The organism is Pseudoalteromonas sp. SMS1 (assembly GCF_021530565.1).
GTDB lineage: Bacteria > Pseudomonadota > Gammaproteobacteria > Enterobacterales > Alteromonadaceae > Pseudoalteromonas.
The window spans coordinates 1-12597 of record NZ_JAKGBI010000006.1 but is presented as its reverse complement, the minus strand read 5'-3'; the positions used below and the strand labels follow the sequence as shown (position 1 = coordinate 12597).

The 12597-nt window shown below is 43.7% G+C and carries 6 protein-coding genes; all 6 read left to right on the top strand.

Translation table 11 applies throughout. The features are described 5' to 3' along the window. Positions 1–3: 3 nt before the first annotated feature. Complete coding sequence (locus tag L1286_RS08900) at positions 4–2001, top strand: amino acid adenylation domain-containing protein (protein WP_235406552.1); 1998 nt, start codon at positions 4–6, stop codon at positions 1999–2001. Continuing rightward, positions 1998–5435 carry a non-ribosomal peptide synthetase gene (locus L1286_RS08895; RefSeq protein WP_235406551.1) on the top strand — a complete coding sequence of 1146 codons (3438 nt, stop codon included), beginning with the start codon at positions 1998–2000 and terminating at the stop codon, positions 5433–5435. Before L1286_RS08900 ends, L1286_RS08895 begins: the two co-directional genes overlap by 4 nt. Positions 5436–5543: 108 nt before the next feature. Continuing rightward, positions 5544–6806 carry a phenylacetate--CoA ligase family protein gene (locus L1286_RS08890; RefSeq protein ID WP_235406550.1) on the top strand — a complete coding sequence of 421 codons (1263 nt, stop codon included), beginning with the start codon at positions 5544–5546 and terminating at the stop codon, positions 6804–6806. Further along, on the top strand, positions 6799–8010 hold the full coding sequence (locus L1286_RS08885; protein ID WP_235406549.1) for an aminotransferase class V-fold PLP-dependent enzyme: 1212 nt from the start codon (positions 6799–6801) through the stop codon (positions 8008–8010). Before L1286_RS08890 ends, L1286_RS08885 begins: the two co-directional genes overlap by 8 nt. Before the next feature lie 27 nt (positions 8011–8037). Beyond that, a complete protein-coding gene (locus L1286_RS08880; RefSeq protein WP_235406548.1) occupies positions 8038–9063 on the top strand; it encodes a TauD/TfdA family dioxygenase in 1026 nt (341 codons plus the stop codon). An 80-nt stretch (positions 9064–9143) separates the two neighbouring features. Then, on the top strand, positions 9144–12597 hold a 3454-nt coding region (locus L1286_RS08875; protein WP_235406547.1), incomplete at its 3' end, for a non-ribosomal peptide synthetase.

The window sequence follows — 12597 nt, the reverse complement described above, 5'->3', positions numbered from 1 at the left end:
GGTATGCGAGATATAATCGAGCAAGCGGCGCAGGCCGGAATCATTTTGTATGTCGAAGAAGAACAACTGAAATATCATCAATTGGGGGATGAATTTCCAGAAGAAATTCAAACGCTCATTAAGGGGCAAAAAGAAAATATAATTAGTTACCTGGCGCAGAAAAATGAAGTTTCAACAGGTGGTAATCTATTACAAAAACTGGCTTCGACCGTCGCTGCAACACCGAATAAAATAGCCTTAACATTTGAAGGTGAGTCTTTGACTTATCTGCAATTTGCGGATGAAGTCGACAAGTTAGCAAAATTTATTGCGAAGCACGCTGGTGGCGAACCGGTAGCGCTATTGTTAGACCGTGGTATCAATACGATGGTGGCGATATACGCGGCGCTTAGGGCAAATGTAGCTTATGTGCCAATTGACCCCTCAAACCCAAGTGAGCGTATCGCATATTACTTGCAAGATGCAAAATCTAAACTACTGATTACTCAAACACATTACATGTCAGATGGCACAAACACGTCTGTATCCGAGGTGAGTATTGAAAGCGCACTGCAAGATGCTCACAGCGCGGATGTTGCGCTACCTGAACTATCTGAAATTGAGGGCGGCTCAGGCGCTTACATCATTTATACATCCGGTTCTACTGGCGCACCAAAGGGCGTATTGTGTAGCCATGATAACTTGGCGTACTTTGGTGAAGTGATGGCATCTCAGTACCAAGCGTTGGGGCTTGATAGCGACGCAACTTGGTTGTGGAATGCATCGTATGCATTTGATGCTTCGATGAAATCGGTCGTCAGTCTTGCCTATGGTAAGTCCATTGTCGTGCCAAGTGATGTTGATGTAAAAGCACCACGCTCGATCATAGCGCTGATTCAAGCTCACAATGTATCAGTGCTCAATGCGCCACCTGTGGTGATGGAATATATTCTGCCGCATTTAGAAACAACGAATACACAAATTCACCTAATTGTAAGTGGTGATGACGTTGCCCCTTCACTGTGGCAAAAGCTATATGACTATAGTGACGCGTGTGGTACTAAGGTACTGAATGCATATGGTCCAACAGAGACGACGGTGAATGCGACTTACGACGTACTTTCTTGTGCACTTGAGGTATCAATTGGTCGTGCCGTTGAGGGGACGGAGACGTTTGTACTGGATGCTGATCTTAACGAAGTGGCAGAGGGCAGTGAAGGCGAATTATATATAGCTGGTCGTGGTGTCGCGTTAGGTTATATCAATAATGAGAGTGCAACTGCCGCAAACTTTGTCACACTCGAAGGTTCAGACCAAAGAGTCTTCAAAACGGGTGACTTAGTGAAACGTCTAGACAATGACCGTTTGCAATTTGTAGGGCGAAATGACGATCAGGTAAAATATCGTGGCTACCGCGTTGAACTGGGTGAAATTAAAGAGACAATTAAGCTATATGATGGAATTCGAGATGCCGCTGTTGTAACCAACGGTCAAGGTGGTGATTTGAGAATTGAAGCTTACCTTGTCGCCACGGAAAATGGCCCATCAGTGGCTGACGTGACGGAGTATCTACAGCAAACACTACCTGAGTACATGCACCCAACTAAAATAGCGCTAGTAGACGAAATTCCGCTAACAGTGGGTGGTAAAGTGGACAAGAACCGTTTAATTGAGCCCATTGTGACAGCAGCACCTGCTGGTGATCAAGGGGCACAAGATATCGAGTCTCGCATGAGCGCAATCTGGATTGATGTATTAAAAGTGCCAGAGGTTCAGCCAGAAAATAGCTTCTTTGAGCTTGGTGGACATTCATTACTGGCAATGCAGTTATTGCAACGTGTGGATGCAGAATTTGGTATTGTGATGGAAACACGTGACTTATTCTCACTTCTGACACTGCAAAGTCAAATTGACTGGGTCAAAGAAAACTCCAACCAGGCTGATATTGAACAGCTTATCAATGGCGGAGCAAGTGAAGCACACAATACAGAATCGACAGAGAGCGTGGAACTAGAATTATGATCTGTCAGTTTATTGAGACTTGTCTTGGGCGAGGCGTTGCCTTCTCCCTTGGCCAGGCCGGTAAACTCAAAGTCAATGCTGATCGTGCAGCATTGACTCCAGAGCTCACCGAGCAAATCAAAAAAAATAAAACAGACATCATCAATTATTTAAAGCAAAAAGCATTAGAACAGCGAGACAGTGATTTTCAGGCTTCAGTGTTGAATCGTCATGAAATTTTGACGAGACTGGGTTTGAGCGAATCGGATATCGATGGCTTCTATCCTCTCATACCATTACAAGAGGGGATGTTGCTTCAACATATAATGGCGCAAGATAACGATCCATACATTGCTAACTTTGTTTTGAAAGTACAAGACAAGACCGTACTTGAAAAAGTGTTGTCGAGTTTTATGTCTGTGATGCAAAGGCATGCGTCATGCAGAACGTCGATAGTGTGGCGCAATGTAGATCAAGCATTCCAATTGGTGCGCAAAGAAGCCAAGGTGCCCATCGTTTATATTCAATGTGCCAACGAAGAACAGTACAATGAACAATTAACGAAGCTGCAATCTCAGCAACCAGCGATGGATCTAGAAGGAGAGTCTTTAACTCGGATTCATGTACTTGAGAGAGAAGACACGGATGAACTAGGGCTGTTCATAGAGCGACATCATATCGTCAGTGATCATATTAGTATGGAAGTGATGATCACCGAGCTGGTTATGTTCTACAACAATCAGCAGGACATGCTGGGTGATGCCAAACAACATTATGCATATGCACTTGAATTGCTTTCCGAAGCGCCGACAAAAACAGCTTACTTTGAGACGCTTTTAGAGGGCTTTGAAGCACCAAGCTTGTTGTTCGATATTGGTGAAAGTCACATTGAAAGCAGCGATACGCAAAAATACCTCGCGAGTATAACCCCAGAATTGCAGCACCATATTCGCGCGCAATCGCAGCGAGTAGGGGTCAGCGCAGCAAGCTTATTTCACTTTGGCTGGGCGCTGGTAATGGCCAAGTATTGTGACAGCAAGGATATTTTGTTCCCGACGGTATTTACTGGCCGAATGATGGCCCCTGAGTATCGTTCGACTATCGGGATGTTTTTAAACTCTTTACCATTTAGAGTTAAAATTGACAGCCGAAGCGTTGTTGAGCAAGTTAAGGGCATCAACTTGCAATTACTGCAAACGAGTCAGTATGAGCAAGTCCCCCTCGATAGAGCGATTCAGCATCTCACGGATAAGTTCGGCAGTGCGTTTAATTGTATTTTCAATTATCGTCATTCTGAAGAATTAGACCTTGAGGATCTGCCTTTTGAATTTGTCTCTGTCAAAACAGAGTCTACGACACCGTTTAGTTTGTCGATTACTGACACGGGGGTCGGTTTTGATGCAAGTCTAGATGCGCAGGTAGGTGTTGACGGTAATGCCTTACTGGAGAGCTTAGCGCTATCAATGCAGTATATTGTTGAGGCACTTAGCGCAGATCCAGTCTTGCCTTTCTCAATGCCAAGTTTGCTGTCTGATCAGCAAACCAGTTACTTGCTTGATACACTCAATGACACGCAAGTGACATATCCTCGTCATACTTGTATTCATAGCTTGTTTGAAGCACAGGCCGCTGCACACCCTGAGCGCATTGCCGTCGTCTTTGATGGTCAACAGTTGACATACCGACAGCTGAATGAACAGGCTAATCAGCTTGCACACTACTTAATTGAAACACACCAAGTAACACCGGATACCTTGGTCGGGATATGTATCGAACGTTCACTCGAGATGGCGGTGGGTGTCATGGCGATACTCAAAGCGGGTGGCGCATATGTGCCTTTGGATCCTAACTACCCCGCAGAGCGATTGAATTATCTGCTTGAAGACGCTGGATTAGAAGTGGTGCTTAGCCATTCGTCGTTAGTGGAAACATTAGCAGCATTTTCTGGGACTACGGTACTATTAGATGACATTACAACGCCCACTTCTGTACTTTGTGCGAATTACAGTAAAGAGAATATTGTGACTCACTCTATCGGGCTGACTTCATCTCACTTGGCATATGTTATTTACACATCTGGCTCTACGGGAAAACCGAAGGGGGTGATGGTAGAGCACGGCTCTGTGGTGAACTATCAAGAACACGTTAAAGATGCATATGGGTTTTCTGATAGTGATCATATACTGCAGTTTTCTAGTATCTCTTTTGATATTTTTGTAGAAGAATATTTTGGTGCCCTGTGTCAAGGTGCCCGATTGGTATTGAGAGATGATGCATGTCAGTTCGGTCTCGTTGAGTTCTTGGCATTTTGTGATGCCCATCAAGTAACCATTGCCAGCTTACCCACCGCATTCTGGGCGCAATTAGTTGCTGATCAATCCGTAATAAGTAGCCACTCACTGCGTACAGTGATTGTTGGTGGCGAGGCACTCTCTAGCAAGACAGTGGCTCAGCATCAACATCATTTTGGGTCGCAAGTCGCATTGATCAATAGTTATGGTCCGACCGAAGGCACCGTGACGGCAACCAGTCATGTGGTTTCTCAAGAGGATGACTTATCTCAATCGATCACCATTGGTAAAGCGAATCTGAACAACCAACTTTTCGTGCTAGACCAAAATAACGACCTAACGCCATTGGGGTGTATTGGTGAGTTGCACATAGGCGGTGAAGGTGTCGCGAGAGGATATTTAAACCAATCGCAGCTCACTGCGGAGCGTTTTATTCGTCACCCTTTCGCGGAGCAGTCAGGTCGCAGTGATAAAATTTATAAAACAGGCGATCTTGTTCGCTACCTCAATAATGGCAATTTGGAGTTCATTGGACGCAAAGATGACCAGGTTAAAATTAGAGGTTTTAGGGTGGAAGTTGGGGAGATAGAAGCACATTTGTCACAATTGGACGAAGTTGAATCAGCTGTTGTTGTGATAAGAGAACGTGCTAGCAACCCTAATTTAGTCGGATATATCAAAGCAAAAGAAAAAATTGCTGAAAAAAATATTGCAGACTACATCAAAAAAGTGAGAGACTTGCTAGGTAAGCAATTACCTGACTATATGATCCCGAGTTTTATTGTACCAGTGGATGTTTGGCCGTTAACAACAAATGGCAAGTTGGATAAAAAAGCTTTACCAGAACCGTATAATCAAAGCACTGTTCAATCATTTGCAGCCGCCAAGACGGATACGGAAAAAACACTTGTAGCACGCATTGCAGATATTGTAGAGCTGAGTCCAACCTCAATAAGCATCAATGAGAACTTATTGAACCTAGGCTTTAATTCTATTTTGAGTTTGCGATTGAGTCAGAGTTTAGCAACTGAATTTAATATTGAAGCTCCCCTAGTTTTAATACTAGAAGCGAATAATATTGAAGAACTTGCGATGGAGTTAGATCTTGTTCTTAGCATGAAAGATGCAACTGAAATCGAAGATGCTGTAGAAGAAGAGTGGTAATTTAAAATTATAAAAATAACAGAGGTCATTATCTCACGCATGAGACGTGGACCAAATGGCCACTACCCAATTCAATAATAAAAACTTAAAATGATGAAAGGTTCAGAAATGAAAAATTTTCAACGGGTATTGAAGGAGCTAAAATATAGCTTTGAAAATGTCGAGTTTTATCAAGATTTGTTTGCAAAATCGGGAGTCAATCTAGAGGAGATTAAAACGCCAGAGGATTTAAATAAAATCCCATTCACCGCTAAAGGTGACTATCGTCGTAGTTTCCCAAAAGGGACGTTGGCGAAAGGCTTTACACTAAATCACCCGATGATCACAAGCAGCCGCAGCTCGGGCTCTACTGGTGACCGACTGATAACGCTTGAAATTGGTATGTACCTCCTAAATCGTGCAATTGCTTGTGCTGAAATTAATCCAACAATTAATGAAGCGTTTCACCGCTCTGGACGAAAAATAGCCCGATATGCCGCGCCAAACTGCTCTGATGTAGAATGTGCCAACCCAAACAGTTCGATTGAAGATCGTATCCTGGCGGATAAAACGCTTGTACTGCCTGTCTATCATGACTTGATGACAACCACTGAAGCCATGCTAGATAGAACGATTGAAGAAATTGAGGAGTACAAGCCGGATTTGTTTTATGTCGACCCAACGCACTTTGCATTCTTGTTGAAGCACTATAAGAAGCGGGGTATTCAGCCTCCACAAATTCCAGTCATGGTCGCATATACTGCAGCCACCGACTGCACGAGAAGACAAATTGCCGAGTTCTATGACATGAATAAAGTATATGGTGAGTTACTATCATCTACGGAATTCGGCTGGGTCGCGATGGAGTGTAATTATGGTGACATGCATGTCAATGACGATAGTTTCTATTTTGAATATGTAGATACCGAGTTTAAATCCCCTCTAGACAACACGTTTAAAGAGCTTTGTATTACGAGTATCGACCAAGGTGCTTCGCCGCATATTCGCTACAGAACAGGTGATATCGTCTCTGTGAAAGAAGGCAAAGGAGAAAGTGGTTCAGATAGAGTTAGAATCGTGATGGAAGGAAAAGTATCACACTTCTTAGTCAAAGATGGTCAACCGTTCTTGTCTCCGCAGCAAATAGATAAAATGATGGGCGCGCCGGTTTGGTTAGACTTTTATCAGCTAGAGCAAGTAAAAGAAGATGAATTCCTGCTCAAAATCATGGCCAATGATGAGTATGAAGCTGGGGCAGAAAATGCGTTTATTGAAAAAGTGAAAGCAGCATTCGGCAAGGAATTAAAGTTTGACGTTAATTTCGTAGACTACATCGCATCAGAGCGCTCAGGAAAATATCAGTTTGTGAGAGGAATGAATACCCATGTTTGATTTAGATAAGTTAGCCAATATTCGAGAAGATTTTCCCGGCTTAAATGCTGAGATTGATGGCAGAAAAATCACCTACCTTGATAGTGCGGCAACGTCACTAAAACCACAGCAAATGATTGATGCAACGGTTGAGTACTATGGCGGCGTGTCTTCAAACGTTCACCGTGGCAAAGGTTATGCAATTGAGCTTGTGTCTAACAAGTTTGAGCGTGCGCGTTATAGAACCGCGGAGCTGCTTTCTTGCTCGGGTAACGAGATAGTCTTTACGAAAAATACCACAGAAGCTATCAATCTGGTTGCGTCTGGCCTTAACCTCACTAAAGACGATACGGTGTTAATTTGTGCCGACTCGCATCACTCGCATCAGCTACCATGGATGAGTCGTGCAACGACTGAGTCTGTCAACTTACTTCCTGAAGGTGGCCTTGACCTAGATGATTATCGTGAAAAGGTTAAAAAGGGACCAAAGGTTGTTGCAATTACGCATTGCTCAAATGTCACTGGGGTTTATAACCCGCTGAAAGAAATGGCAGCTATTGCCAAAGAGTATGGTGCCATTGTGGTGGTAGATGCCGCACAATCTGTACCACACAAGAAAGTAAATGTGCTAGAGCTTGATATTGACTTCTTAACGTTTTCACCACACAAAATGCTGGGCCCGACAGGCGTCGGTGTCCTCTACGGTAAAAAGGAGATGTTGGAGCAGTTGACGCCAATGCTGTTCGGTGGTGGTATGGTCGATTGGGTGGAATTAGATCACTATAGACTGCGTAAGCTGCCGCATAGACTAGAAGCTGGTACCCCTCATATTTCGGGTGTATTGGGCCTTGGTGCTGCAATTGACTACTTAAATAGTATTGGCTTGGATAATGTTGAAGCGCACGACAAACACTTAGGCAATTACATGCTCAAACTTGCCAATGAACGTGATTATCTGAAGGTCATTCAACCAGACCCAACTGCTGAACGTGGTGCAGTACTTAGCTTATGGGTGCCTTCATCACCCAAATTAGATGATACGGCGCGTGTGCTGAGTGATACTTACGGTATCATGGTTCGAAATGGGCACTTGTGTGCGCAACCGTATGTTGACCAGATTGCTGGTTCACACGTTATTCGTGTATCAGCTTATTTGTATAACAACGAGTCGGAAATTGAGCACTTCTTCAATGCGCTGGATGACATCAGTGCGTTTATGTTTTAAGGAATTAATTAAGTAAGGAAAGCGACAATGCTAGTTCCATTATCAGAGGCGGTGTCTTTTACACATAATGAAGACATTGAATGTGGTTTTATCTCTGAAACCCAAGTGTTACCGTTGGTGATTATTAATAAAAAAAGTGATTTAAATATTGACCAATGGTTTGAACAAAATCGTGAAGTACTGATTGGATTACGCCAAGAATATGGGGCAATTCTATTCAGAGGATTTGGCGTAGAGAGTGCTGCTGCGTTCGAAAGCTTTGTGGACACAAGCAGTGGAGGCTCTCTTGATACTTATCAAGAGCGCCAGCTCAAACGTGACCGTATTGAAGGGAATGTTTTTACATCCACTGCGCACCCAAAAGAGGGAGAAATATTTCTGCACAACGAGCAGTCGTTTAATTTGCAGTTTCCTCGTTTTGTCTATTTTAATTGTCATAAAGTTGCACCTGTGGGAGGTGCAACACCACTGGCTGATACACGTAAAGTGTTTAATGCGGTACCAGAGGAACTGCGTAATAAGTTAATTAAGTTGGGGTATATGTATCGCCGCAACTTTATGCCAAACCTGTATTGTGACTGGAAATGGGCGTTTCAATCAGAGACTCAAGAGCAAGCTGAAGAATACTTCAAGGCGAATGAAATCAGTTGGAAATGGCATGACAAGGGCTTAATTACTTTGTCTACCGAACAAGTTAGGCCTGTTGCACTGGCACACCCAGAGACAGGGGAGAAATGTTGGTTCAATCACTGTACATCATTCAATGTCAATACCATTGAACCTAGAGCAAGGCAGTTTTTGAAAGGATCTTTGTCTGAACACGAGTACCCAAATCATACTTACTATGGTGACGGTACACCCATTTCAGAAGAGGACAGTGAAACACTCAAACAGGCTTATTTAGCCGAGAAAGTGACTTTTCAGTGGGTAAAGGGAGATGTACTGATGGTAGACAACCTTTCAGTGGCTCACGCGAGAGAACCATTTGACGGTGATCGTCTTGTGCTGACGGCATTCTCTGATTTACATGATTGGAAAGACACTACGCTATAAGCGTCAAAAATAATAACAATAATAACGACCAACATTATCCGGCCTGTGGTGGGAACTGTTGCATTTAGCAAGGTTTTTAAATGAAAGAAATACGATTACTCTTAGCGACCCTGAATCAAAAAGGGGTGAAATTGTTTTTAGAGCAAGGAAAGTTAAAATCTCAATCTCCTAAGGGAGCGATAAGCGATGATGAGCGAGCTTACATTAAGCAAAACAAGCAGCATATCATTGAGTATTTAGAAACCTTTGAGAAGCGCAGCACGGATAATGTTGAGCTTAACATTACGAAACAAAATCTGACATCAGGCCCGCTGTCTTTTTCTCAGCAACGATTATGGTTTTTGGACCAATTACAAGGAAGCACGCCTGAATATAACATGCCGGTGGCATTTCAAGTGCAAGGTCAACTTGATATTGGACTATTAAATAGAGTCTTCTCGCACATCATTGCCCGCCATGAAGTGCTTAGAAGCGTATACACGCAAGTGCAAGGTGAAGCATCACAGCATATTTTAGAGATGTCAGAAGTAAACTTTGCCATAGACCAGCAGGACTTTCGAGATCTCACGGGTGAGGCGCAAGCTCAGGCGGTGGCATCTCATGTAAAAGCAGATATGGTTAAACCTTTTGATTTAGCTAAAGATATCATGCTACGTGTGAGTTACTTTCAAACAGCTGACGCACAAGGTGTCTTACTGTTCAATATGCACCATATTGTTTCTGATGGTTGGTCGATGGATGTGTTGACGAAAGAGTTCTTCACCTTATTTGAGGCGTTTTCGCAAGGAAAAAGCGACCCGCTTGAAGAATTAGCTATCCAATATTCGGATTATGCACATTGGCAGCGTAGTCACCTTGATGGAGAGGTCCTAGACAGCCAGTTAAACTTTTGGGAGTCTCAGCTTGAGGATATCGCGCCATTGCACAGCCTACCACTGAGCAAGCCTAGGCCACAATCCAAGCAGCACCTTGGTGCTGTTGTTCAAGGTGAACTAGGTGCCGCGGTAGGACAACAATTACAATCTCTAGCGAAAAAACATAACCTTACACCATTCATGTTATTGCACGGTGCGCTGTCGTTGTTGCTTGCAAGGCATAGTAATGCTCATGATATCGTGATTGGTACCCCAGTCGCTAATCGACGTCAGCATGTATTGACGCCTTTGATAGGCTTTTTTGTCAATACCTTAGTCCTTAGAACAGATACAAATCAGCCAACGCTGGCAGATTATTTTACACATATTCGCAAGGTACACTTAGAGGCACAAGCTAATCAAGATGTGCCATTTGAGCAACTGGTTGAACGGTTAAAGATCCCAAGAAACACTGCCCATACACCGTTATTTCAAATTATGATGACGACAGAAACGGATTATGGTGTAGGTACAGAAACCGACATTGAAACGGTTAAGTTATCCGATTTAACATTTAGCCCCTATCAATCTCAGGCAATACAAGCCAAATTTGACCTCAATGTTGATATGAAAATCAGCGAGTTAGGCGTTGGTATCAATTGGACCTATGATATCAGTTTATTTGACGAGCAAGCGATTGTTAGACTGAATGAGCATCTGTGTAGACTCTTGACTGAAATGAGTACGCTTGCTGACGAAACCGTGGCGCCACATAGCTTATCCATATTATCTGAGGCTGAGCAGCATCACCTTATCAATGAGCTGAATGACACCACCCAAGAGTACCCAAAAGATCTGTGTCTCCAATCTTTGTTTGAGCAGCAAGCACAAGATAACCCAGACAAGGTTGCCATCGAATTTGGTACTGAGCAATTAACCTATCAAGCACTCAACGAGCAAGCCAATCAACTCGCGCACTATCTAATAGAAACCCAAGGTGTGGGGCCAGATACACTTGTTGGTCTGTGTTTTGAGCGTTCTTTAGAGATGGTTATTGGCATTTTGGGTATTTTAAAATCAGGCGGAGCTTATGTGCCGTTAGACCCGAACTACCCCCAAAGTCGCTTAGACTATATGATAAATGATGCGGCATTGACGACAATTGTAAGCCACTCGTCTGTGCGGGACCAACTCACAGCTTTCTCTGGGCAAATTATTGATTTAGACAGTACGCCTTATCATGACTATTGCGCCACAAACATTACTCAGTCTGACATTAATCTAAAACCGTCTAACTTAGCTTATGTGATTTATACGTCGGGTTCTACAGGTCAGCCCAAAGGGGTGTTGACGCCACATTTGGCAGTTGTGCGATTAGTAAATAATCAGCGTTTTATGACGTTAGATGCCGACACGTGTATGATGCAATGTGCGAACATCGCGTTTGACGCGGCGACGCTGGAGCTATGGGGGCCACTTCTCAATGGTGGCAAAGTCGTACTATATTCGGCAGGTCAATTATCACCAGAGCTTCTCAATAATGAGATCATACAACATAGCGTCAATACACTTTGGCTGACGGCTGGGTTTTTCCGAGAGTGGTCCCATCAGATACCAGAAAACTTGCCATTAAAGCAACTTTTGGCAGGGGGCGATGTATTGGATCCCGAGGCGATACAGCGCACGCAAACTCAGTTGCCAGATGTACAGCTCATCAATGGTTACGGCCCGACCGAGAATACGACATTTTCGACCACCTATGCATTTAAGCCGGGCCATAATGGTGTGGCGCCTATTGGTAAACCGCTAATGTCGGATAGCGCGTATGTACTAGATTGTTACGGGCAACTCGTCGCAAAAGGCGTAATTGGTGAGCTTTATATCGGTGGCGATGGATTGGCAAGAGGGTATTTAAACCGACCAGAGCTTACCCAAGCACGTTTCATCGCAAACCCATTTTATAATGCACAAAACCCCCATAGCCCAACAAAATTGTATCGCACGGGAGATTTAGTTAGATACTTGCCTGGCGGTGATATTGAATTTATTGGTCGTGCAGATGATCAGGTTAAAATTCGCGGCTTCAGAATTGAGCTGGGAGAAATAGAATCTCAGCTATCTGCACTAAATAGTGTTGATTCTTCGCTGATTTTAACTAAAAAGCTAGCTGATAACCAACAACTAGTCGGCTATATTAAACCGGTTGAAGCCTGCAATGATGCGGACAAAGCGAATTTCGTCAACGATGTAAAGATCGCATTGTCGTCGCAGTTACCAGAGTATATGGTGCCAAGTGTCTTAATGGTTGTAGATGATTGGCCACTGACTCCCAATGGCAAAGTAGATAAAAAAGCTTTACCTGAGCCTGATGGTACTTCCTTGCAAGGAGAATATGTGGCGCCTGCAAACGACACAGAGCAAGTCCTGGTGGAGATTTGGTCTTCTTTGTTAGATTTGGACAGCGCTAAAATCAGCACGCAGGCTAATTTCTTTGAGTTGGGTGGCCATTCCATCCTGAGTATTCGCTTGGTGTCGAGTATCCGTACTCACTTTGCTGTAGAGTTACCAATCCAAACTGTTTTTGACGCGCAAACACTGGCCGATTTATCTGTGGCCATTGAAAACCATGCTGACAGTCAGCTGCGTGCGCCGCTTGAGCGGATCGCTCGCACCGAGGACA